Raw genomic sequence first — 22,168 nt, forward strand, 5'->3', positions numbered from 1 at the left:
ACTCTCCCGCACCCCACGACCGGCGAAAAGACGCGGAGAGGCGGGGGAGTGACCGTCGAACTAATCCTCGCCAAGGAGGAACCCGACCCCACCGACGTCGAGCGCGTCGCGGCGCAGTTGGAGGCCGCGGGCTGGACGCTGGCCGATGAGCTGCCGCCGGGCGATCCGGACTCGGAGTGAGCCGAGCGGGTGATCGGTGGCCGCCCGGGAGCGCCGTTCACGACGTGCGTGCCGCCGCGACGTTGGGCCAGCGGCCACCTGCGGGCGGATAACACGGCCGCCCGGGACACGGACCCGCCCCGATGCGGTCGCCGACCGGTCGCCGGGTCAGAGTTCCTCCACCAGCACGGTCGGTGCGAGACGGTCGCGCAACGTGCGGTCGATCTCGCCGGCCACCGGGATGACGACGGCGGCGGCCGAGGTGGCGACCGCGTCGGCCAGGATCGCGGGCCACTCCGGTTCCGTGCGTTCGGAGAGCGCCGCGATCACCGCGGCGGCGGCGGAATCGCCCGCGCCCGTGGGGTTTCCGGCCAGCGGCTCGGGCAGCGTCGCCGACCAGGCGCCCTTGCCGGTCACCGCGATCATGCCGTGCGCGCCGCGCGTGGCGATGATCGCGCCCACGCCGCGATCCACCAGCGGTCGCGCGGCCGCCACCACTTCGGCGGGCGTCGTCGGCGTGCGGTCGGTGAGCCGGACCAGTTCGGCGGTGTTGGGCATCAGCACCACGCCGGGGACGCCCGCGGCCAGCCGCAGCGCCTCGCCGTCCACGTCGCAGATGGTCGGCACGCCCGCCTCCACGGCGGTGCTGGCCAGCACGGCGGGCAGCGCGGGATCGACGCCGCCGGGCAGTGAGCCCGCGATGACCAGCCCGTTGATATCGGGCAGCAGCCCCGACACGCGGATGGCGAGCTGTTCGGCGGCGTGCGGGTTGGATACGCGCGCGCCCGGCTCCCACAGCGCGGTCGCGGTGCCGTCCTCGGACTCGCTGATCACCACCGTGCGGCGCACCCACGGCAGCGCGTGCACGAAGTCGACGGGCAGTTCGAGTTCGGCGGCGGCCGCGAACGCGTGATCGGAGAAGCCGGTGGCCCTGGCGTATTTGCCGAGTTGATTGAGCACCCGGGTGACGTTGATGCCCTTGCCGCCGATGCGCTGCTCGACCGAGCGCACCCGGTGCGCCTGCCCGCGTTCGAACCGCTCGACACGATAGGTCATGTCGTAGGCGGGATTCATTGTCACCGTGAGGATCACATCAACCACTGTCCAAGTCTGGTTACCCGGCGCACACGCCCCCCTCGGTCGGTCGGAGTTCCATCACCGCAGCGTAGTTACCGGCGGTAACGGACTGTTCGTCGGGCGGTCGTCCGAGGCATCTGTGCAGCATGCCACTTTCGAGAGGCCGACGTGACCGCCGTATTCGGAAATCTATCTTGCCGCAGTGGTGCGGAGGCGGGTGGACGCGCCGTCGTGTTCGTCGGCCCGACCTCGTGATTCCGGCCGAGGCGGAGTTGGCAGAGCGGTTGCCGGAACCCGTCGCGAGTACTCGCCAGTACCCGTCCCTGGGGTGCTTTCGACGGCAGGCCGCGCCGTCTGGGCGGGATCGATCGCGTACTCGTCGCCGAGCCGGACGCGTTGCCGCGCGGTAGCATTGGCCGGGTGGCACGGCGCGATCGCGAATCCGGCAGTGGATCGGCGGACGGACGCAACTACGGGGGTCTCACCAAGGAACAGCGGGTCGCGCAGCGCCGGACCCGTCTCATCGACGCGGCGCTCGAACTGTTCGGCAGCCAGGGGTACGCGGCCACCCCCATCGAGCGGCTGTGCGCCGTCGCGAACGTGTCCACCCGCAGTTTCTACGAGGACATGGGCAGTCGCGAGGCCTTGCTGATCGCGTTGGTCGACCGCGTTACCACGCGCGCGGTCGAGCGCGCCGCCCAAGCCCTGCGCGACGTGCACGACCGGCCGCTCTCGGAACGCGTCACCGAGGGGTTCCGCGCCTACCTCGAGGTGACCTGCGCGGACCGGCGCTCGGCGCGCGTCTGTTACGTCGAGGTGGTCGGCGTCAGCCCCGCCGTCGAAGAGTGGCGGCGCGAACAACGCAGGCGCATCTCGTCTCTGATCGTCACCGAAGCCGAGAATGCCGTCGCCCGTGGCGAAACCAATCCCCGTCGCTTCGACCTCTTCGCTCTCGCCGTCATCGGCGCGGTCGATTCCCTTGCCCAGGAACTCGTCCACACCACGGTGCCCGGCACCGAAGTGTCGCTGGACGAGATCTGCACCGAGATCGCCTTCGTGGTCAACTCCTGCCTCGCGGCGGGGTGAACCGCGAAATTCGCTGGTGCGACGTGCGGTTCACTCAGACCGCTCGGCGATCGGATGGCGCCGGTTACTCGGCGAGCTTTGCTCCCGTCCGCAATCCCGCTGTCGCCAAGGCAGTAGCGCCGAACTCGCCACCAGCGCGACGGCCGCGCAGGCGATCGCCGTGCGCACGGTGGTCACCGCCGCGATGACACCGCCGAGCGCGATGAACGCGGGCTGAAAACACTTGGCGCTGATCGACCACGCCATGCCGACGCGCGCCATATGCGTGTCGGCGGTGTGGTTCATCCGGACGGTGGTGAAGACCGGGTTGAACACTCCCGCGCACAGCAGGAGCAGCGTCTCGGCGGCGATGATCGCGATCAACCCGAGCGCGTCGGGCCCGGCGAGCAGCAGCAGTCCGAGCCAGAGCGTGCGCAGCGTGCCGAACCCGAGCAGCACGGTGCGCTGATCGAACACCGCGACCAGCTTCGGGGCGCACAGCGACCCGATCAGCCCGCCCACCGCCGGAAGCCCGAGCGCCAGGCCGTATTGCCATGGCGCGAAACCCAGTTCACGCAGCATGAGCAGGGCCAGGAGCGGTCCGGTGAGCAGGAGTGAGCCGCCGAAGAGCATGGCGTTCCAGAACAATCGGTTCAGCGTCGGCTCACCGAAGATGTAGGCCCATCCGCCGCGGATGTCGGTGAGCCGTGGTCTTTTCGGCTGCTGCGATGCCGTCTCCGGTGTGGTGATGGCCCGGATTCCGAGCGCCGCCAGCAGATACGTCACGGCATCGAGGGTGATCGTGATCGCGGTGCCGAACAGCGAGATCAACAGCCCGCCCAGCGGCGCGCCCACCGTCGCCGCCGTCCAGAACGTGGTCTCCACCCGGCTGTTCGCCCGAACCCGGAGTGGTTCGGCCACAATGGATTTCAAGTACGCACCGTTGGCCGCGTTGAACACCATCGCGCACAACGTCTGCACCATCGCGACCCCGCACAACTGCGCGTAACTCAGCACCCCCAACGCCGCGGCCACCGGCACACTGGCCAGGGCGACGCAGGACGCCACACACGCCTGGATCATCACCGGCCGCTTCCGGCGAACCTCGATCAACGACCCAAGCGGCAGCGCGATCGCCGCCGCCGCGACCCCCGACAGCGCCGCCATCAACGACACCTGCCAATCCGACGCGTGCACCACCAGGATCGCCACCAGCGGCAGCGCCCCGGTACCGAGCGCACTACCGACCTGACTGACCGTCAGCGCCGCCCACAGCTTGTGGAAGTCGCGCGGCAGGCGGGTGGGTGTGATGTCGGTGTCGACGGGCACCCGCCCACCCTAGGTGGGCCGTGCGGTCGATAGCGTGTGCCCGCGATGCGCCGCGTGATCATGGCGTGCATGCCCATATCTCGAAGCCCGAGCCAGTGATCGTGTTCAGATAATTCCTGAGTTCCTCTCCGCGCGGAGAGTCGCAATTTTCCGAACATCGCCGCCGTCGAACCCGTAGGAAGATGCCAGGCTTACGACGTCTACCCGCATCCGCGCCGAGCTATGCGAAGCTGCTCGAGTTGCGGGTGGCATCATCGCCGCGCCGCACGCCCGCAACGTTCGCGGCGTTCAGCCGACCTGAACCGGCTCGGTGGCGGTGGCGGTGGAGTAGGTCGGGTTGCCGAGGTTCGCCACCAAGTGCGCGACGGATGCGAGCGCACCTTCACGGCGCAGCGTGCCCAGACCTGGTGTTAGGTCGTTCCGCCGTCGGCAGATCCACGGCGCACCTGTCGGCAGATCCACGGCGGGTTCATCGGCAGATCCACGGTGCACCCGTCGGCAGATCCACGGTTGCCACCTATGATCGTCGTATGCGCGAAGCCATCGACTACCTACCGCGGCGTGCCGCCACGCTTGTCGAGGAGGCGTTGGCGGATACGCGGGTTGTGATCATCAACGGTGCACGTCAGACGGGTAAAAGCACGCTCGCCGAACGGTGTTTGACCGATCGTCCGAACGCCGTGAAGCGGTATCTCGACGATCCGCGGACGCGGGCCGCGGCGGAGGCCGATCCCATCGCGTTTCTGGACGCACGGGGAACGATGTTGATCGATGAAGTCCAGCGGGTTCCCGAGCTGTGGTTGTCCATCAAGTACGTGGTGGATCGTGACCCACTCCCGGGCCGGTTTCTGCTCACCGGCTCCGCGCGGTTGCTCGGCCTCAGCGAACTTCCTGATGCCCTGCCCGGGAGATCGGAGACCATCGAACTGTTTCCGCTGTCCCAAGGTGAAATACGCGGAGCCCCGGACGGCTTCATAGATGTCGCCTTCTCGGGTGATCCGCTGACCGCGCCGTCGGACCTGCGCCGCCGGGACTATCTGGCGGCGGTGTCGCGCGGCGGGTACCCGGAGGCGATTCGCCGAACGAATCCGCGTCGCCGTGCCCAGTTCTTCCAGTCCTACCTCGACGATCTGATGAGTCGTGACATCAGCCAGGTGGCGGACATCAAGCGCAGTACCGACATGCGGCGTCTGATCGCGACGCTGGCGGCGCAGAGCGGTGGGCTCCTGAATATCTCTCGTCTGTCCTCCGATCTCGGAGTTCCCGCCACGACGGTTCGCGATTACGTCGATCTGCTGGAACTCGTCTATCTGATCAGGCGAATCCCGGCCTGGTCAGCCAATGCGACTACTCGGGCAATCGCCACGCCGAAGGTTGTTTTCACCGATTCCGGCATCGCGGCGCACCTGATCACCGGCATCACCAATGACGCGGCTATCGGCGGACTGGTCGAAACTTTCGTGCTCGGTGAACTGACGCGTCAGCTGACTTGGAGTCAGACGATGGCGAGGCTCTACCACTACCGGGACCGGGACGGCTACGAGGTCGACGCGGTGCTCGAGGACAGTGCCGGACGCGTTGTCGCGATCGAGGTGAAGGCTGCCGAAACAGTTCGCACCGACGACTTCCGCTCCCTCCGGATCCTGCAAGACCGCCTTGGTGAACGATTCCATGCCGGATACGTGCTGTACTGCGGCGATCAGCAACTCCCGTTCGGCGAGCGGCTGTCCTGCGTCCCCATCAGTGCGCTATGGACAGCGGGGCGGCAGGAAGGTCTGTTGGAGTGATCAGAGTGGAGTACGGCGTCGAGTAGCCGGGCCTCTACACCCCACTCAGAGTGCGGCGGCCGATGGCGGCGCTGAGGGTGTCCAGTTCGGCGATGACGTCGATCGCCGCCCAGATGCGGTTCCGCTTGGTCTCCGAAAGAACCTCGAGGATTCCCGCGTCGGTGAGGCGCTCCATGGCGCGATAGACGCTGGCTTCCGTCGTTCCGGTGATTTGTTGAGCGGTTTCGACATTGAGGATCGGTGTGTCCAGCAGGTTGGCGAGTAGCGCTTCGTCGGCGGATTTCGCCCGCGGACGTGCGATTTCTCGCCAACGTGCCGGTAGGGATGCGAGATTGCGGGCGGATTCCTCCGCCGCACCGGCCGCGTGGATCGTCGCGACGGACACGTATTCGACCAGGTCGTCGACCTGCCCTGAGCGGTAACTGTTCAGTTTCGCGAAGTAGCGGCCCGTGTCGGCCAGCATCGCCGACGCGAGGGGAACCGTGATGCGCCGAGTCAGGCCGCGATACCGCAGCATCGCGCTGATCAAGGCGCGTCCGATGCGTCCATTGCCGTCGGTGAACGGATGGATCGACTCGAACTGCGCGTGTGCGATCGCGGCCTGCGCGAGGATCGGCAGGTCTTTGCGTGCCGCGAAGGTGAGCAAGTCGTCCATCAACTCGGGCACCATTTCGGGGGGAGGCGGAATGAACAGCGCGTCGAGCGGGGTGAAGTCACTACCGCCGATCCAATTCTGGACATCCCGCAGCTGTCCCGAATCGCGTGCCGCGTAGTAGTCGGGCTGCATCAGCAATCGGTGTGCGTCGAGTATGGCCGTGAGCGACACCGCGCCGCTTTCGGCAGTGCGCACCAGAGCGGTCAATGTGCGGACCGCGGCCAATTGAGATCGAGCGTCGTCGGACGCCTTGCCGCCGGCGATCGCCCGGCCGAACGAGCGCCAGCCGGCGTCGATGTGCTCGATCTTCGACGACGCCACCGACTCGCTGCGCAACAGAAAGTCCGCGAGCGGTGCGAGGTGTTCGCCGAAACCCGCTTCCAGACGCGCCACCGCGATGACAGCATCCTCGTGTGCGCGGGCGACTGCGCCGGCCGCCTGGTAGTCGAACGCCGCGATCCGCGGGGGGATCGCCACGTCGATCGACTTCAGCGTGCGATCGGCACGGGAACCCTGCCGCTGTCGAGGGGTCCAGGCGCGGGTCTCCGTTCGATGCGCGGGCCAATGCACGGAAACCTCCACTCGAGTGCCTAAAGTACAGTATGCGATTCCTTACTATACTTTGAGGGGTTGAAAGTACAGTAAGGGATCGCTTGTTAAAGGTTTTGTCGCGCACCGTACAGGGCTCGAGTCGGGTGGCAGTGTCTCGTTGGGATCGGCAGATCCACGGCGATGAGATGGAAAACCGCAGATGGTAACGGTTTTTTGGCGCGCGCCGGGGCGGGCGGGTACGCGCGTTCTGGGCGGTAGTGCACATCCGGCGGTGAATCTTCGGGCGCGAGCCTTGTGAGGTGGGGCGCGGGGCGAGGGGGTTGGGCCGCGAGGACCGATCAGTCGGCTCCGTTGTCCACGGTGATCCAGGCGGGGAAGGGGTCGGGGTAGTGGGTCCAGTGCTGCGGTCCGGCGGCGAATTCGGCGTCGGTGAGCGCTGTTTCGTCGAGGGCGGTGGTGAGGGCGGTGGGGTCGAGGCCGAGGCCGATGAAGGCGAGGTCTTGGCCGAGGGCGAGGAGATCGTCGTCGGCGGTGAGTTCGTCGTCTCGGGTGAGCGGGTCGAAGGAGATGATGTGGCCGACGTGGTCCCACAGGGCGACGGTGTGGGGGCGGGTGGCGAGGCGGCAGAATCCGGCCGAGCGCACGACCGTGCCGAACGTTCCGGATTCGAGGCGATCGAGCAGGTGCTGGAGACGGCCGGGGTGCAGCGGGCGCGCGTTTTCGTAGCGGAACGCGCTGACGCCGGGGTCGGTCAGGCGCGGAGCGTGGTCGTCGTTGAGTAGTCCGATCCAGCCGGGACGATCCTGCGCGATCGTGTAAGGCTCGCCGGGCCGCCATGGTTCCGGCGGATCCTGGTGCAGGTGGACCCGTGCGCGCGGGCTCAGGTGGCTGACCAACCCCATCACCGTCGACAGGGTCGCGGTCGGGAGGGCCGTCCAGTTGACGAGGACGATCGTCGACGCGTATTCGAGTTGCGTCACGGTGAGTTTCGCGTACGGAGTGTCGTGCTCCGGACTCGTCCCGGCGGCGTGAATGTTGTTGTCGCGCCGCAGATCTCCCAACAGGTGCGCGGCGTCGGCGACGCACACCACGCCGGTGAGCGTCGTCGCGTCGCCGGAGAACGTGCCGATCACTTCGGTCGCCGGTGTGGTGGTGGGGAACTCGATTAGGATGCCGTCCGATTCGCACGGCCACGAGGTCAGCGTTGCGGCGTGCTCGACCGGATCGGATGTCGTCGTGAGCCGGTGCGCGGGCACGAACGTCCGCCGCGTCGTCTCGGCGAGACGGGAGGCGTAGTGCCCGCGCTCCGGCGCGCACGTCCCGATCACCGCCAGCACGTCCACCTGCCGCACCCGAACCTCCCATCACCCACCCGATCGACCGAGCCTATAGTATAACGACAATCGTTTTCATAAGGAGGCTGGGATGAAGGTCCGCAAGTCGCTGCGGTCGTTGAAGAAGCAGCCCGGGGCGCAGATCGTGCGGCGCCGCGGCAAGCTCTACGTCATCAACAAGAAGAACCCGCGGTTCAAGGGCCGTCAGGGCTGAGCGCGGGCGCGGCCGGGTGGCACTGTCATTCGGCCGCGCTATCGACCGCGAGCGTGCGACCAGCGCACACAACGGGCGGCTTGCTCCGATCGGCAGCTCTACGGCGCGGACATGACGGCCATCGGCGTGGTGGCGCTGCCGCGTGCTCAGCGCACGCCCACCGCAACCTCCCGCGCCCCTCGCATGGTGCGCACCCACACACTGAATCCCCACAACACGAACCCCGCGTACACGAGATACAGCACGGCGGACGGGTAGTAACCCGCAGCCAGCAGCAATGGCACGCCGACGATGTCGACGGCGATCCAGATCAACCAGAACTCCGCCCACCCCCGCGCCATCCCGTAAGTCGCCAGCACGGACCCGGTGAAGATCCACGCTTCGGCCCACGGACCATAAGAGCCGATAACCTCGAAGAGCTGGGCGAACAGCGCGGTGCCGATCAGCATGGCCGCCACCAGCATCCAGCGTTCGCGGGTGGTGGCCCAGCGCGGCGTCACGCCGCGATGTTCGAGCCCGGTCTCGCGCCGCGCGTGCCGGTACCAGGTGTACCAACCGAACACGCTGACCGCGATGAACATGAGCTGGCGCCCGGCCTGACCGGCCATGTTCAACTGCTGCGGGGTGTTGAACACGCCGCCGACGAACACGGTGAACAGCAGCGCGTTGCCCACGATGCCGACCGGCCACGCCCACACCCGCCGCCGCATCCCCCCGACCGCCGCGGCGACACCGAACACATTGCCGATGATCTCCCGCCACAGAATGGGCGAGCCGGCGATGTGCAGTTCGGCGTCCAGCAGCGCGGTCAACGGATTCACCTGCCGTATAACCGGCGAGTCAGCCCATTCCATCCACGCGGCGGGGGTTACGCGCGTCGTGATGCGAACGCGCCCCCAACAGCGGCGCGCACCGCATCGGCCAGCACGCGCGGGTTCTTCAGATGCACCGCGTGCCCGACCCCGGGCAGGACAACCACCCGCGTGCCCAGCGCCTCCGCCACCGCGCGCACCGCGCGATGCCGCTGAGCGGGCGATCGCTCCCCGACGGTGAGCGTCACCCGGTCCGCCACCTCGCCCAGCGGCGCGGGCTCGAACGCCCGGAACATCGCGAGTTCGCGCCCCACCACCGCCGCCGACGCGGAGGTACACGAGCGAGTCCACAGCGGCCCGTACAGCGCCCGCCCGAACCCTTCCACACCACCAACCCGAAACCGCTCGGCCACGGAATCCAGCAACCCGGGTGCGTACGACCCCGCCGCCGGTTCGTGCAGCAGCGCCCCCGCCAGCGGCGTTCCCCGCGCCGCCAAGGCCAGACCGAGCGTCGCCCCACCGCTCACGCCCACCAGAAACGCACCCGCGCACCGTGATTCGAGGAATTCGAGTTCGGTCGCGAGGTCCCCGGACTGGGGACGGTCGGGACGCGACACCGTCACGTCCCGGCCCAGTTCCCGCACCGTCGCGTCCCAGATCCGCCCGTCGGTGGCGGCGCCGTGCACCAGGACGACGCGCTTCACGCCGTCTCGGGCACCAAGCCGAACGCCGCCAGCACCTGGTCCGAGGTGGCGACCGCGCCGAAGATGCCGCCCTGCATGCTGATCATGCTCAGCGCCGCCTCGTGATGTTCGCGCTGCGTCGCACCGGTGCAGTCGGAGAGCACCAGGCATTCGTAGCCGCGGTCGTTGGCCTCGCGCATGGTGGTGTGCACGCACACGTCGGTGGTGATCCCGGTGAGGATGAGGTGGCTGATTCCCTTGGTGCGCAACAACAGATCCAGGTCGGTGGCGTAGAACGCGCCCTTGCCGGGTTTGTCGACGATCGGCTCGCCCGGTGCGGGCGCGACCTCCGGCACGATCTCCCAGCCCGGCTCACCGCGCACCAGGATTCGCCCGCACGGTCCGGCGCTGCCGATCTCGGCGCCGGCGCGCGCGGAGCGCCAGCGTTTGTTGGCGGGCAGGTCGGACAGGTCGGGCCGGTGCCCTTCGCGGGTGTGGATCACGGTCAGGCCCAGCGCGCGGGCGGCGGCCAGCACCCGGGCCGTCGGTTCGAGCCCGGCGCGGGTGAGCGACAGGTCGTAGCCCATCTGGTCGACGTAGCCGCCCGGTCCGCAGAAGTCGGTCTGCCAGTCGATGAGCAGCAGCGCGGTGCGCGCCGGATCGATGCGGCCGTCGAACGGCCAGGCGTAGGGATGGGAGTCGACGGTGCCGAATGTCATGCGGCCAGCTCCTTTTCGCGTCGAGAGGTGAGGGTGAACAGGACGAGGACGGCCGCCGCGGTGACGAAGCCGATCACGGCGTCCGACAGCCACGGGGCGTAGGCGTGGGCGAGCAGCGCGGCGGCCGCGCCCGCCGCCCAGGCGATGAACGCGGGCAGCCCGGCGCGGGCCCGTATTCCGAACCTCGGCAGCACCAGCTGGCCCAGGATGACGACCGCGCCGATGGGCGGCACGATCACGCCGAGCAGGCTCAGCCAGTACTCGAAGTACGACCAGATGCCCGCCACCGCCAGCGCCACGCCCACCGCGCCGAGGATCAGGGTGAGCCGCCGCATCCGCCCGCCGGTGAGTTGGCTCCAGCCGACCGCGCCGTTGTACAGGCAGTGCGCGCACACCGAGCCGAGATTGATGAACACGAACGCCACCGCGAGCGGCACCAGCACCCCGCCGTGGTCGATGAGCAGGCCCAGGAAGTTGCCGCCGTCGGTGCCGGGATCGGCGCTGCCGCCGAGCGCGACGACGACGCCGCCGATCACCAGCGCCAGTGAATTGCTCACCGGGAACGCCGAGACGGCGGCCAGGAACGCTTCCTTGCCGTTGCGCGACCAGCGCGTGAAATCGGCTGTCATGGTGCCGGAATCGATGAACGCGGCGATGACCAGCGTGACGGCCGCGCCGAAACTCATCGCCGCCGCGCCCGCACCGCCCTGATACGACGTCGGCGCGCCGGAACGGTCGCCGGCGGCGAGCACGATCGCGACGATGCCCAGCACTATGTAGACCGGTGCCGCGATCACGCCGATCACCGACAGCGCGCGGATGCCGAGCAGGGTGAGCCCCACGAACGCGAGTCCGGCGAGCAGCGTGGTGGTGCGCTCCGGCCAGCCGAGGGTGCTGTTCAGGATCGCCCCCGCCATGCCGGTCTGGAAGGCGAACCAGCCGATCACGATGGTGGCCAGGAACGCCGACGGCACGAAAGCGCCTACCCGGCCGAAGGTTTCGGCGGCGGTGAGGGCGAAGTTCTTCCCTGTGCGCCCGGCGATCACGCTGAGTGCGCCGACGTAGCCCATCAGGCACAGGTTGCCGACGAGAATCGCGAGCATGCCCGTCCAGAACCCGAGCGAATAGACGATGAGCCCGCCGAAGACGGCGCAGGTGAGCACCATCGGGAAGCCGAACCACACGGCCGAGACCGACGCGAGGCTGCGCCGGCGCTCCGGGGGTACCGGCGTGGTTTCGAATTCGTCTGCCTCGGAATGTATTCCGGAGGATGCCGGTGCGGCGGTGGTGGTACTCATGCTGTCCTGCTACGCGTGGGGAGTTCGTAGATGACGGTGAGGCTGCCGCCGCCGGGCGGGCCCTGATGTTCGGCGCCGCCCGAGACATACACGGCGCCATCGCCTTTCAGCGCCGCGAGAAGCCCGCCGACGGCGGCGCGCGCGTGCCGGGTGGCGTTGATGTCGGAGTCGGTGAGCATGGTGTGCCGCAACCCTCGGATCGCGCCGGTCGGATCGGCCTCGGCCTTGGCGAAGATCTGCCGCACCGTCCCGCCCCGCGCGGCGACCTCGTCCAGCAGGGCTCGCACGGAGGCGAGGTCGAGTGCGTCGGTCATCTGTCCGTGGATGGCGCGCAATGGATTCGAGGCCGTCGTGCTCTCCGCGACGACCAGCACGTGGCAGTCGTCCAGTTCGGCGCCCGCGCTGGCGGAGGCGCGGGCCGACGACACCTGCGCGAGCCCGGCCAGCGCCTGTTCCGCCGTGTGGCGATCACATTCGCCCAGCGCGACAGCGATGCCGAGCGCGCTCGCGCCCCGCGACTTCCCCATGGATTCGTATGGGTCGCCCGCGGCCGGAACGTGACCGGCGGCGCGGAGCGCGGCGATCGTCTCCGAGGTCAGCAGCGGGCATTTCACGAGAACGAGATGCGCCTCGCCGGGCCCGGCCCCGAGTTCGGCGAGCAGTTTGCCGACGGTGTCGGCGACCGCGTCCACCTGGGCGAGGCCGCCGATCTCCGCGGGCACCAGCACCCGCGTGCGTCCCGCCGCGGCGACCAGTCCACGATCGAAACCCTCGTGGGCGCGGTCGTCGCGGACCAGCACGTTGACATGCGGGCTCAGCACGCCTTCCGTGCCGCCGGAGAAGACGGTGACGGCGGCGCCGGGCAGGCGCGGCTCCCACACCGCCGCCGACAGTGTGCGGCTGAAATCGTTGACGCACCCGTTGCCTTCGGTCTTGCCGATGACGGCCACCACGTCCTCGGAGCGAAAACCGTTGGCTCGCATAGTTTCCAGCGCGCCGAGGTCGTCCGGCCCCGCCGTGGGCACGGTGAACAGGGTGACAGCGCTCATGCGGGTTCCGCCTTCCGGGCCGGGGTGAGATGGTTGAACAGCAGATTCAGCGTGAAGGCCACCAGGACCGTGCTGGTGATGGCGCCGCCGGCGATGATCTTCACCGACGAGGGCATCGAGTCGTAGAGCTCGGGCGCGACGATCGGGATCATCCCGGCGCCCATGGCCAGCGAGACGACCAGCAGGTTGTCGTTGCGGGCGAAGTCGACCTTCGCGAGGGTCGCGATTCCGACCCCGGCCACGGTCGCGAACATGACCAGGCTGACCGAGCCGATCACCGGGCCGGGCAGGCTCGCGACCACTTCGCCCATCTTCGGCACCAGACCCAGCGTCACGAGCAACGCGCCCGCGACCGCGACCGCCGCGCGGCTGGCCACCCCGGTCATCCGGACCAGGCTGACGTTCTGCGCGAAGATCGTGTCGGGGAACGAGGTCAGGAATCCGGCCAGTACCGCCGACACGCCGTCGGCGCCGAGGCCCCCGGCGAACCTGCGTGGTTCGGCGGGCATGCCGATCGTCTCGGCCGTCGACATCAGGTACGCGGTGGATTCGATGAAGATCACCAGCATCACCAGGCACATCGCGACGATGCCCGCGATCGGGAAGGTGGGCGCGCCGAACAGGAACGGATTCGGCAGGCCGAGCCACGCGGCCGAGCCCACCGCGCCGAAGTCGGCCATCGAGCAGGCCGCCGCGACGAGGGTGCCGAGGACCAGCGCGATCAGCACCGCCGACTGGGCGACGACCCCGCGCCCGTAGCGCATGAGCGCCACGATGGTGACCACCACACCGGCGGCGAGCGCCAGCCGCGCACCGCTCGCGGGCTCGCCCTCGAAGGTCATCGACACGGCCTTGCCGATCAGGGACAGGCCGATCATGGTGACGGCCGCCCCGCGCACCATCGGCGGGAAGAAGCGGAGCAGCCGCGTGAACGGCACCGCGACGAGTACGCCGAACACCCCGGCGGCGATCATCGCCCCGTACACGGCGGACAGCCCGTATTCCTGTCCGATCAGGATCATCGGCGTCACGGCGGTGAACGAGGCGCCGGCCACCACGGGCATCCGCGCGCCGAGCAGTGAGCCGATGCCGAGCGCCTGCACGACGGTGATGATCCCGGCGACCAGCAGGTCCGCGTTCACCAGCGTGGCGATGGTCGACTGGTCGAGGCCGAGCGCCGCGCCGAACACGAGCGGGACGGCGACGCAGCCGGTGTACATGACGAGGACGTGCTGCACGCCGAACAGCGCGGTCCGCCAGAACGGCAGGCGCGCGGCGACGGGGCGCGGCGGGGATTCGGTGGGGGCGGCGTCGGCGGACATGGGACCTGACCTTCGGCTCGACGACTTCAACGACACCGCTAGTTGTATACAAATGGTGTTGCGAGCCCGTTGCCGTGCGTTCCCTACGCGTTAAATCGAGCCGATCTCCGGATGTTTGTATACAAACTAGCTGTGATCGAGATCGTCGAGCAGCCGTTCGTCCCGGGTGATGTGCTCGTCCATGAGGTACCCCGCCTGGACCGGCGCCCCGTGCAGGATCGCCTGCGCGATGGCGGCGTGATCACTCCAGGAGATCTCGGTGCGGGTGTCCAGGCGCTGGCCGAAGATCCACGAGACGCGCTGGAGGATCTGCTCGAGCATCGCCTGCAACTGCTGATTGCCCGAGGCCTCCGCGACGAGGGTGTGGAAGCGCAGGACCAGCGGCGGGACGTCGCCGTGGGTGTGCGTGAGCGCGGCCGAGCGGCCGAGTTCGACCACGCGGGCCAGTTCGTCCGCGACCGCCCCGCCGCGGTTGCGCGCCGCCAGCTGCGCCGCGAGCACTTCCAATCCCCGGCGGATCTGCACCAATTCGCGCATGGCCGTCACCGACGGCGCGGAGACCGTCGCGCCCCGGTAGCGCACGATCGTCACGAATCCCTCGCTCTGCAACTGCGACAGCGCCTCGCGGATGGGGATGCGCGAGACCCCGAACCGCTGCGCCAAATCGGCCTCGCGCAGCCGGTCACCCGGCGCCAGTCGCCCGGCGAAGATCTCCTCGCGGAGGGACTGCGCGATGACCTCCCGGGGCGCGGTCCGGCCGTTCTCGTCAGCGACAGTCACGGGAGCGAGCCTAATCTCCGGCGCGGGGCGGGTCGGCCGCTCGCCGTAACCACCACGCAATATGAGCCCCGGATTCGGCAATATCGGTGCAATCGGGCGCTTCTACTGTGGCGGCATGAGTACGGGGACCGGTATCCACATCAGCGGGTTGAGCAAGTCGTTCCGGGCCGGCCGGCGCACGGTGACGGCGCTGGACTCGGTGGACCTGCACACCGCGCAGGGGGCGTTCCTGTCGTTGCTCGGGCCGTCGGGCTGCGGCAAGTCCACTGTGTTGCGGATTCTGGCCGGGCTGGAGGAACCGACGTCCGGGACCGCGCTGATCAACGGGGAGACGCCCGCCGAACTGCGCGGCGGGCACGAACTGGGGATCGCGTTCCAGGATTCGGCGCTGCTGCCCTGGCGCACGGTGGAGTCGAATATCAAGCTGCCGTTGCAGGTGGCGGGGCTGAAGCCGGAACCGGGACAGATCGAGGACCTGATCCGACTGGTCGGCTTGGAGGGGTTCGAGAAGGCCAAGCCCGCTCAGCTCTCCGGCGGTATGCGGCAGCGGGTTTCGATCGCGCGGGCGCTGGTGGTGAAGCCGACCGTGCTGCTGCTGGACGAACCGTTCGGCGCGCTCGACGATATGACCAGGCAGAAGCTCAACCTCGAACTGCTGCGCATCTGGACCGAGAAGCCCGCGACCACATTGATGGTCACCCACGGCATCGCCGAGGCCGTATTCCTCTCCGACGTCGTCGCGGTGATGAGCCCCCGGCCCGGTCGCGTCCTCGAACTCGTGGAGATAGACCTCCCGCGCCCGCGTCTCCCGGAGATGATGCGCACTCCCGAGTTCCACAAGCTGCACGATTACCTCTCCGAGTTGCTGTTCGGCGCGGGCGGTGTGGCGCTGGATCAAGGTGGTGCGGCGTGAAAAGGTTCGCGGGTGCGCTCGGCATCATCGGGCTGGTCGCCGTGTGGTGGCTGCTCGCGGCGATCGGTGTGGCGGGCGGGACCGTGCCGAGTCCGTGGGAAGTGTTGCGCACCATGTACTCCGACGGGTGGGCCCTGTACGGACCGAACTTCGAGATCACCGCGATAGGTGCGTTGAAGGGCTTCCTCTGGGGTAATGCCCTCGCGATCGGATTGGCCCTGCTCGTAATGCTCATTCCGCCGATCGAATCGCTCGCCACCCAGTTGGCGATCCTCTCGTACTGCACACCATTGCTCGCGCTGGGCCCGATCATCCTGGTGGTGTTCGGCGGCCGTACGCCGACGGTGTTCCTGGCCGCCATGTACTGCTTCTTCACCACGATGGTCGGCACGGTGAGCGGATTGCGCTCGGCCGACCCGACCAGCCTCGACCTGGTGCGCGCCTACGGCGGTGGCCGCTGGCAGCAGCTGTACCGGGTGCGGGTGATCGCCGCGCTGCCGAGTACGTTCGCAGCCTTGAAGATCGCCGCGCCCTCGGCGGTGCTCGGCGCGATCATCGGCGAATATCTCGGCGGCGTGGACAGCGGCATCGGCGTCGCGCTGACGGCCGCGCAGACCTCCTACAACGTGCCGCGCACCTGGGGCATGGCGATCGCGGCGGCCGCACTGGCGGGGCTGGGGTACGCGGTGGTCGCGCTGACGGCGCGGTTGGCGGCCCCGTGGACGGCGGAGGCGGCGCGATGAAGCCGAGTGCGAACCGCGTGCCGGCGGCATTGATTCCGGAGACTCCGCGGGCGGACGGCCCCGAGAAACGGCCGAGCGCGAGCCGCGTCCAGCCCGCGGCGACCGCGGAGGTCTCCCGATGACAGTCCTGCGCCGCGTCGGCGGCTTCCTGTTCCCTTTGCTCACCTCGTTGCTGTTGATGCTGCTCATCTGGTGGGTCTTCCTGCGGGCGTTCCCGCAGGTCGGGCCGCGCGTGGGCAAGACGCCCGCGGATGTGTGGGAGTACCTGGTCACCTCGCCCGGCGCGGCGAACGCGCGGTCGGCGATCTTCGACAACCTCCAGATCACGTTGCGCGACGCAGCGTTCGGTTTCGTCGTCGGGATGGGCGCGGCGCTGGTGCTGGCGGCGCTGTTCGTGTCGATCCGCGCGGTGGAGCAGACGGTGATGCCGGTCGCGATGCTGTTGCGGTCGGTGCCGCTGGTGGCGCTGGCCCCGATCATCGTGCTCGTCTTCGGGCGCGGACTGGGCGGCGTCACCGTGATGGCCGCTATCGTGGTGCTCTTCCCGGCGCTGGTGATGATCATGACCGGCTTGCGCAACGCGCCCGCGCAGGCGATGGATCTGGTTGCGGCATATGGCGGTTCGCGCTGGACCGCGCTGCGCATGGTGGCGATTCCGGCCGCGCTGCCGTCGGTGTTCGCGGCGGCGCGAATCTCGGTGCCCGGCGCGCTGATCGGCGCGCTGATCGGTGAATGGCTGGGCAGCGGAGAGGGTTTGGGCGCGAGCCTGATCCGGGCGATCCCCACCTTCCGCTACAGCGAATTGTGGGCCTCGATCGTGATCGTCACGCTGGTCTCGGTGCTGCTGTACGCGATCGTCGGCGTGCTGGAGAATCTGGTGCTGGCCCGTTTCGGCCCCGACGCGGGCCGCCGCTGAAGCACAATGCTCGGAACATTTCAGTAAAGAGGACGAAACCGAATCCCCTTAGATTCGGCCTCATGACACCCGCGCATCGCTCTTCGTTCGGGACGAACCTGAACCGCCGCTCCTTTCTCCGTTATTCCGCGCTGACCGGCGCCGCGCTCGGCGGCGCCGGTCTGCTCGCGGCCTGCGGCTCCGATTCCAGCAGCTCATCGGGTGGTACGACCCAGGACGGGTCGAAATACGGCACCGTCGCCGTGCAGCTCTCCTGGATCAAGAACATCGAATTCGCGGGCGAGTACTTCGCCGATTCGCGCGGCTATTTCCGCGACGCCGGATTCGGCGCGGTCGATCTCATCGCCGGTGGCGCGGCCAGTACGTCGGTGGAGGCCGGTCTCGATACCGGAAAGGTGTGGATCGGCCTGTCCGCGCCCCAGACCACCGCGCCCGCCATTCTGGAAGGCCTGCCCGCCAAGATCGTCGGCACCACGTTCCAGAAGAATCCGTTCGCGATCGTGAGTTCGGCGGCGCGGCCCATCACTTCGCCGCAGGACATGCGCGGGCGCCGCATCGGCGTGCAGGACACCAACCAGCTCGTCTTCAACACGTTGCTCACCGCCAACGGCATGACCCCGGGCGACGTGACCATCGTGCCCGCGCAGTTCGATCCGACGCCGCTGGCCAACGGCGAGGTCGACGGCTGGGTCAGCTACGTCACCAACGAGCCGATCACCTTGGCCGCCAAGGGGTTCCAGAACTCGCACTTCCTGTTCGCCGACTACGGGCTGCCGCTGGTCGCCGAGACCTTCACGGTGCTGCAATCGACCATCGACGACGAGCGTGACAAGCTCAAGGCCTTCCTCACCGCCGAGATCAAGGGCTGGCGCGACGCGGTGGCCGACCCGGCGGAGTCGGCGCGCCTGGCGGTCGAGGTGTACGGCAAGGATCTGAACCTCGACCTCGAGGAGCAGACGCAGGAGGCGATCGCGCAGAACGACCTGGTCGTCTCGGCGGACACGCAGGCCAACGGCCTGTTCACCATGACCGACGCGCTCATCGAGCAGAACATCGCCGCGCTGGCCACCGCGGGGATCGAGATCACCGCCGACCAGCTGTTCGACCTGTCGATCCTCGAGGAGATCTACGCCGAGAACCCCGAACTCAAGGGCTGAGTGTTCGGGCGCCGAGCGTTCGGGCGCCGAGCGTCCGGGAGCTGAGCGTCCGAGGGCCGGGTGTTCGTGGGCTGAGCCCCACTCACAGGGCGACCGAGGTCCGCGCGCCGAACGCCTGGGCGGCGTGGATGACCTCGGCGCTCTCACCCTGGTTTCCCCGCTGCGCCGGCCGTCCTGTGCGCCCCGAGCGCGCCGCGATCAGCTCGGCGGCGATGGCGACGGCGGTCTCGTTCGCGGTGCGCGCGCCCACGTCCAGACCGGCGGGTGAGTGCAGCCGCGCCAGCGTGGTCTCGTCGAAACCGCCGGCGCGCAGGTCGTCGATGCGGCGCGCGTGCGCGGAGAACGAACCGGATGCTCCGAGGTAGCCGAGCTCGGGCAGCCGCAGCGCCACCGTGAGCAGCGGGATCTCGAACTTCGGGTCGTGGGCGAGCACCACGATGCCGGTGGTGGCGTCGATCTCGCCCGCCGCGGACAGGGTGTTGAGGTAGCGGTGCGGCCAGTCGACCACCACCTCGGCGCCGGGGAACGCGTCGGGGTTGGCGAACTCGGCGCGCGAGTCGCAGATGGTGACCCGGTAGCCGAGCAGGCGCGCCTGCACGGTGAGGGCGGCGGCCTGGGCGTTGGCGCCGAAGATGAGCAGCCGCGGCGCGGGCGCGAACGAGGCGACGAACAGGTCCGACTCGGGCAGCGCCACCAGTTCGGTGTTGTGCCGCTTGTCGGTGATCAGGTGCTGGCCGATCAGGTCGGGGTCGGGATTCCACACCACGGTGAAGACCGTCACGCGCCGGTTGGCGGCGATTTCCTTTGCCACGGTGGGGAATTCGGGGAAGTCGTGATGAGAGAACGGCTCGGCGAACACGTCGACCATGCCGCCGGACTCGAAGCCGGGCTCACCGGGCGGCACCGGGACGCGATGCAACGTGCGCGCACCCGTCCTGGCGGCGGACTTGGCGGCCTCGTACACGGCCGCTTCGACCGAGCCGCCGATCCCCGCGCCGTAGACGGCGCCGTTGGCGTCCACCAGGATCGCCGAGCCCACCGGTACCCCGCCGGATCCCACGGTCCGCACGATGGTGGCCAAACCACCGGTCCGGCCGGAATGCCACACCCGCAACAGGTCGTCGACGATATCGCGCATCAGTTCTTGCTCCGATCACAGTGCGGTCGAGGCCGGGACGTCATGATCCATTCCCGTCGCCACATCGTCGCACGTGACGAACACCATATCCGCTCGGCTGTGCAAATAGGTACGCGCCCCGGAATCTCCTGCCGCACTGGTGAATATCGAGGTCCAGTGCTTGTGGTTGATCACAACGGGATGGCCTGGTGTGGTGAAGAACACAGCGCGGGCGAGCCCGCTCTCGGCCGCGCGCGCGGCGGCGAGAACGCGCGCGACGCACACCGCCCCGACGTCGGGTGTGTCCACCGGCATGATCGCGACGTAGCGCGCGGGGGTGCGCGCGGCCGCGGCGAGGCCCGCGCGCAGCGAGGCGGACAGGCCCGTGGCCCAGTCCGCCGCCCAGACGGTTGTCACGTCATCCGGGACCCCGGCGGCCGCCGGGTCGGGTCCGGTGGCGCCGAGCACCACGATCACCGGGGCACAGCCGCCCTCGCGCAGGGCGGCGATCGCGGCGCGCAGCCAGGCGCCGCCCTCGGCCAGCGTCTTGGGCATGCCGTAGCGGGTCCCGGCGCCGGCGGTCAGCACGAGGCCCGCGCAGGGGCCGTCGGGCGGCGGGGTGGACTCGGGCACGGAAACCACGGTAGACCTGCGATATTGCCGAACGGTTACTGCGCGGCGGTGCGCGCTGCCCGACACACCGGGCGTGATCTGTCGCGCTCCGGTGGCGCGCGGCCGGGTCGTATTCGATGCTGGACCGATGACGGACGACGACGTGGGCATCGGTGACTTCGACGCGCTGGCGCAGGACGCGGCCACCGCCGCGCTGCTCGCGTGTTGCTCCTCGCCCGCGTGGGCGCGCGGCGTGCTGGCGGGCCGCCCCTATGGCAGCGTCGACCGGCTGTTCGCGGCCGCCGACGCGGTGCTGGCCGAACTCCCGGAATCCGAGATCGACGCCGCCCTCGCCGGGCACCCCCGGATCGGAGACACACCGGACAACGCCGCCTCGGCGCGCGAGCAGGCCGGTGTGGCCGACTCCGGTGACGAGGTGCGCGCCGCACTGGCCGCGGGCAACCGCGAATACGAAGAACGGTTCGGCCACCTCTACCTGGTGTGCGCGTCGGGGCGGTCCGGACCCGAACTGCTGGAGGTGCTCCGAGCCCGGCTCGGCAACGATCCGGCGACCGAAAGGCAGGTCATGCGAACGGAATTGGCGAAGATCAACCGAATCCGGTTGGCGCGCATGCTCGGTGGTGCGTCGTGAGCACCTTGAGTACGCACATCCTGGACGCGGTGGTGGGCGCCCCCGCGGTCGGGGTGGCCGTGACCTTGTTCTCGGGCACCGAGACGGTGGGATCCGGAGTCACCGACTGCGAGGGGCGGATTGCGGCGCTGGGCGGTGAACTCGCGCCCGGCGTGTACCGGATCGCGTTCGAGTCGGGGGACTATTTCGCGCGGCAGCGGGTGGAGACGTTCTACCCCGAGGTCGCGATCTCGTTCACCGTCGGCGGGGAGCGGCACTACCACGTGCCGCTGCTGCTCTCGCCGTTCGCGTTCTCCACCTATCGAGGGAGCTGACCATGCCGCTGACGGGTCCTATCACGTTGTCCGACAACAGATACGGCAAGGCCGAGAATCGGATCGTGCGGATCCGTCGCGGCGGAGAACGGCACGAGATCCGGGACGTGAACGTGTCCACGGTGCTGCGCGGCGATTTCGCCGCCGCCTACACCGAGGGCGACCAGTCGGCGGTGCTGCCGACCGATACGCAGAAGCAGACCGCCTACGCCTACGCGAAACACCCTGGGCTGGACACCCTCGAGGACTACGGGCTCGCGCTCGCCGGGCACTTCGTGGCCGATATCGCCCCGGTGACCAGCGCCCGCATAGAGATCGAAGAGTATGCGTGGCAACGGGTTTCGATCGACGGGCGCGAGCACGACTTCACTTGGAAGCGCCGGGGCCCCGAGGTGCGCACGGCCGAGGTGACGGTCGCCGAGCCGGGCCGGGCCTGGGTGATCGGGGGCGTCAAGGATCTGGTGCTGCTGAAGTCCACCGAGTCCGAGTTCGCGGGCTTCCTCACCGACGAGTTCACCGTCCTGGAACCGACGGACGACCGCATGCTCGCCACCGCCCTCGACGCCCGCTGGCGCTTCGCCGAGACCGAGGACGTGGCGTGGGACGCGGTGTACGAGGGTGTGCTCGCGGCGCTGACCGAGGTGTTCGCCACCCGGTACTCGAAAGCGTTGCAGCAGACGTTGTTCGACGTGGGGACCGCGGTGCTGGAGCGCTTCCCGGTGCTGGCGGAGATCCGCCTCACCGCGCCCAACAAGCACCACTTCGACTACGACCTGGGGCGTTTCGGTCTGGAGAACCACGGCGAGGTGTACTACGCGGCCGACCGGCCGTACGGGCTGATCCACGCCACCCTCGCCCGTGCCGACGCTCCCGACGCCGGCCTGGCGTGGGAGCCCTGAGAGGAGGCGA

At 69.0% G+C, this 22,168-nt stretch carries 25 protein-coding genes; 11 read left to right on the forward strand and 14 right to left on the reverse strand.

The window, feature by feature from the left end; genetic code table 11:
* The first annotated feature begins 48 nt into the window (after positions 1 to 48).
* Entirely contained in the window at positions 49 to 180 is a 132-nt protein-coding gene (locus DFR74_RS37165; RefSeq protein WP_228788984.1) for a DUF3349 domain-containing protein, read from the forward strand.
* Positions 181 to 327: 147 nt separating this feature from the next.
* On the opposite strand, the gene DFR74_RS15875 is transcribed toward DFR74_RS37165, so the two are convergent.
* A complete protein-coding gene (locus DFR74_RS15875) occupies positions 328 to 1,260 on the reverse strand; it encodes a hexose kinase (RefSeq protein ID WP_232331669.1) in 933 nt (310 codons plus the stop codon).
* A 396-nt stretch (positions 1,261 to 1,656) separates the two neighbouring features.
* Between DFR74_RS15875 and DFR74_RS15880 the strand changes: the two genes are divergently transcribed.
* On the forward strand, positions 1,657 to 2,322 hold the full coding sequence (locus DFR74_RS15880; protein WP_067505722.1) for a TetR/AcrR family transcriptional regulator: 666 nt from the start codon (positions 1,657 to 1,659) through the stop codon (positions 2,320 to 2,322).
* Positions 2,323 to 2,352: 30 nt separating this feature from the next.
* Here DFR74_RS15880 and DFR74_RS15885 read toward each other — a convergent pair whose 3' ends face one another.
* Both DFR74_RS15885 and DFR74_RS36000 read right to left on the reverse strand, forming a co-directional pair.
* Positions 2,353 to 3,630 carry an MFS transporter gene (locus DFR74_RS15885; RefSeq protein WP_067505726.1) on the reverse strand — a complete coding sequence of 426 codons (1,278 nt, stop codon included), beginning with the start codon at positions 3,628 to 3,630 and terminating at the stop codon, positions 2,353 to 2,355.
* A 288-nt stretch (positions 3,631 to 3,918) separates the two neighbouring features.
* On the reverse strand, positions 3,919 to 4,092 hold the full coding sequence (locus DFR74_RS36000; RefSeq protein ID WP_157115808.1) for a hypothetical protein: 174 nt from the start codon (positions 4,090 to 4,092) through the stop codon (positions 3,919 to 3,921).
* 68 nt (positions 4,093 to 4,160) lie between these two features.
* Here DFR74_RS36000 and DFR74_RS15890 point away from each other — a divergent pair, with 68 nt between their 5' ends.
* Positions 4,161 to 5,417, forward strand: a complete 1,257-nt coding sequence (locus DFR74_RS15890) for an ATP-binding protein (RefSeq protein WP_067505731.1) — start codon at positions 4,161 to 4,163, stop codon at positions 5,415 to 5,417.
* 34 nt (positions 5,418 to 5,451) lie between these two features.
* On the opposite strand, the gene DFR74_RS15895 is transcribed toward DFR74_RS15890, so the two are convergent.
* On the reverse strand, positions 5,452 to 6,642 hold the full coding sequence (locus DFR74_RS15895) for a Fic family protein (RefSeq protein ID WP_067506373.1): 1,191 nt from the start codon (positions 6,640 to 6,642) through the stop codon (positions 5,452 to 5,454).
* A 320-nt stretch (positions 6,643 to 6,962) separates the two neighbouring features.
* Positions 6,963 to 7,976: a GTP-binding protein gene (locus DFR74_RS15900; protein WP_113975139.1), complete on the reverse strand. Its 1,014-nt coding sequence runs from the start codon at positions 7,974 to 7,976 to the stop codon at positions 6,963 to 6,965.
* 73 nt (positions 7,977 to 8,049) lie between these two features.
* Between DFR74_RS15900 and ykgO the strand changes: the two genes are divergently transcribed.
* Complete coding sequence (ykgO, locus tag DFR74_RS15905) at positions 8,050 to 8,172, forward strand: type B 50S ribosomal protein L36 (RefSeq protein WP_067505734.1); 123 nt, start codon at positions 8,050 to 8,052, stop codon at positions 8,170 to 8,172.
* Positions 8,173 to 8,318: 146 nt separating this feature from the next.
* On the opposite strand, the gene pnuC is transcribed toward ykgO, so the two are convergent.
* The 7 genes from pnuC to DFR74_RS15940 all read right to left on the reverse strand — a co-directional run bounded on the left by pnuC (position 8,319) and on the right by DFR74_RS15940 (position 14,835).
* Positions 8,319 to 8,993, reverse strand: coding sequence for a nicotinamide riboside transporter PnuC (pnuC, locus tag DFR74_RS15910; RefSeq protein WP_067505737.1), 675 nt, complete (start codon positions 8,991 to 8,993; stop codon positions 8,319 to 8,321).
* Positions 8,994 to 9,040: 47 nt separating this feature from the next.
* A complete protein-coding gene (locus tag DFR74_RS15915) occupies positions 9,041 to 9,688 on the reverse strand; it encodes an alpha/beta fold hydrolase (protein ID WP_170160764.1) in 648 nt (215 codons plus the stop codon).
* On the reverse strand, positions 9,685 to 10,386 hold the full coding sequence (gene biuH, locus DFR74_RS15920) for a biuret amidohydrolase (protein WP_067505741.1): 702 nt from the start codon (positions 10,384 to 10,386) through the stop codon (positions 9,685 to 9,687). Before biuH ends, DFR74_RS15915 begins: the two co-directional genes overlap by 4 nt.
* Positions 10,383 to 11,684, reverse strand: a complete 1,302-nt coding sequence (locus DFR74_RS15925; protein WP_067505745.1) for a cytosine permease — start codon at positions 11,682 to 11,684, stop codon at positions 10,383 to 10,385. The genes biuH and DFR74_RS15925 overlap by 4 nt, the downstream gene beginning before the upstream one ends.
* Entirely contained in the window at positions 11,681 to 12,733 is a 1,053-nt protein-coding gene (atzD, locus tag DFR74_RS15930) for a cyanuric acid amidohydrolase (RefSeq protein WP_067505749.1), read from the reverse strand. The genes DFR74_RS15925 and atzD overlap by 4 nt, the downstream gene beginning before the upstream one ends.
* Positions 12,730 to 14,055, reverse strand: coding sequence for a nucleobase:cation symporter-2 family protein (locus DFR74_RS15935; RefSeq protein ID WP_067505753.1), 1,326 nt, complete (start codon positions 14,053 to 14,055; stop codon positions 12,730 to 12,732). The genes atzD and DFR74_RS15935 overlap by 4 nt, the downstream gene beginning before the upstream one ends.
* Positions 14,056 to 14,181: 126 nt before the next feature.
* The gene (locus DFR74_RS15940) at positions 14,182 to 14,835 is read right to left on the reverse strand and encodes a GntR family transcriptional regulator (protein WP_232331671.1); all 654 of its coding nucleotides are present in this window, start codon (positions 14,833 to 14,835) and stop codon (positions 14,182 to 14,184) included.
* Between the two features lie 115 nt (positions 14,836 to 14,950).
* Here DFR74_RS15940 and DFR74_RS15945 point away from each other — a divergent pair, with 115 nt between their 5' ends.
* From DFR74_RS15945 to DFR74_RS15960, 4 genes are all read left to right on the forward strand, one after another.
* A complete protein-coding gene (locus DFR74_RS15945; protein ID WP_067506377.1) occupies positions 14,951 to 15,748 on the forward strand; it encodes an ABC transporter ATP-binding protein in 798 nt (265 codons plus the stop codon).
* Positions 15,745 to 16,491: an ABC transporter permease gene (locus DFR74_RS15950; protein ID WP_067505759.1), complete on the forward strand. Its 747-nt coding sequence runs from the start codon at positions 15,745 to 15,747 to the stop codon at positions 16,489 to 16,491. The genes DFR74_RS15945 and DFR74_RS15950 overlap by 4 nt, the downstream gene beginning before the upstream one ends.
* A 118-nt stretch (positions 16,492 to 16,609) precedes the next feature.
* Positions 16,610 to 17,407, forward strand: coding sequence for an ABC transporter permease (locus tag DFR74_RS15955; protein WP_067505763.1), 798 nt, complete (start codon positions 16,610 to 16,612; stop codon positions 17,405 to 17,407).
* A 62-nt stretch (positions 17,408 to 17,469) separates the two neighbouring features.
* A complete protein-coding gene (locus tag DFR74_RS15960; protein ID WP_067505766.1) occupies positions 17,470 to 18,564 on the forward strand; it encodes an ABC transporter substrate-binding protein in 1,095 nt (364 codons plus the stop codon).
* A gap of 82 nt (positions 18,565 to 18,646) precedes the next feature.
* Here the strand turns inward: DFR74_RS15960 and DFR74_RS15965 are convergent, their stop codons facing one another.
* Positions 18,647 to 19,702, reverse strand: coding sequence for an XdhC family protein (locus DFR74_RS15965; RefSeq protein ID WP_084537418.1), 1,056 nt, complete (start codon positions 19,700 to 19,702; stop codon positions 18,647 to 18,649).
* Positions 19,703 to 19,717: 15 nt separating this feature from the next.
* A complete protein-coding gene (locus tag DFR74_RS15970; RefSeq protein ID WP_067506380.1) occupies positions 19,718 to 20,314 on the reverse strand; it encodes a nucleotidyltransferase family protein in 597 nt (198 codons plus the stop codon).
* Positions 20,315 to 20,441: 127 nt separating this feature from the next.
* Here DFR74_RS15970 and uraD point away from each other — a divergent pair, with 127 nt between their 5' ends.
* Genes uraD through pucL form a run of 3 tightly spaced genes read left to right on the forward strand, consistent with a single transcriptional unit; the run spans position 20,442 to position 22,158 of the window.
* Positions 20,442 to 20,945, forward strand: a complete 504-nt coding sequence (gene uraD, locus DFR74_RS15975; RefSeq protein ID WP_067505771.1) for a 2-oxo-4-hydroxy-4-carboxy-5-ureidoimidazoline decarboxylase — start codon at positions 20,442 to 20,444, stop codon at positions 20,943 to 20,945.
* Entirely contained in the window at positions 20,942 to 21,259 is a 318-nt protein-coding gene (uraH, locus tag DFR74_RS15980; protein ID WP_067505775.1) for a hydroxyisourate hydrolase, read from the forward strand. Before uraD ends, uraH begins: the two co-directional genes overlap by 4 nt.
* Before the next feature lie 2 nt (positions 21,260 to 21,261).
* The gene (gene pucL / locus DFR74_RS15985; RefSeq protein WP_067505779.1) at positions 21,262 to 22,158 is read left to right on the forward strand and encodes a factor-independent urate hydroxylase; all 897 of its coding nucleotides are present in this window, start codon (positions 21,262 to 21,264) and stop codon (positions 22,156 to 22,158) included.
* Positions 22,159 to 22,168: the final 10 nt, after the last annotated feature.

The sequence above is a fragment of the Nocardia puris genome, assembly GCF_003315035.1.
GTDB classification, from domain to species: Bacteria; Actinomycetota; Actinomycetes; order Mycobacteriales; family Mycobacteriaceae; genus Nocardia; species Nocardia puris.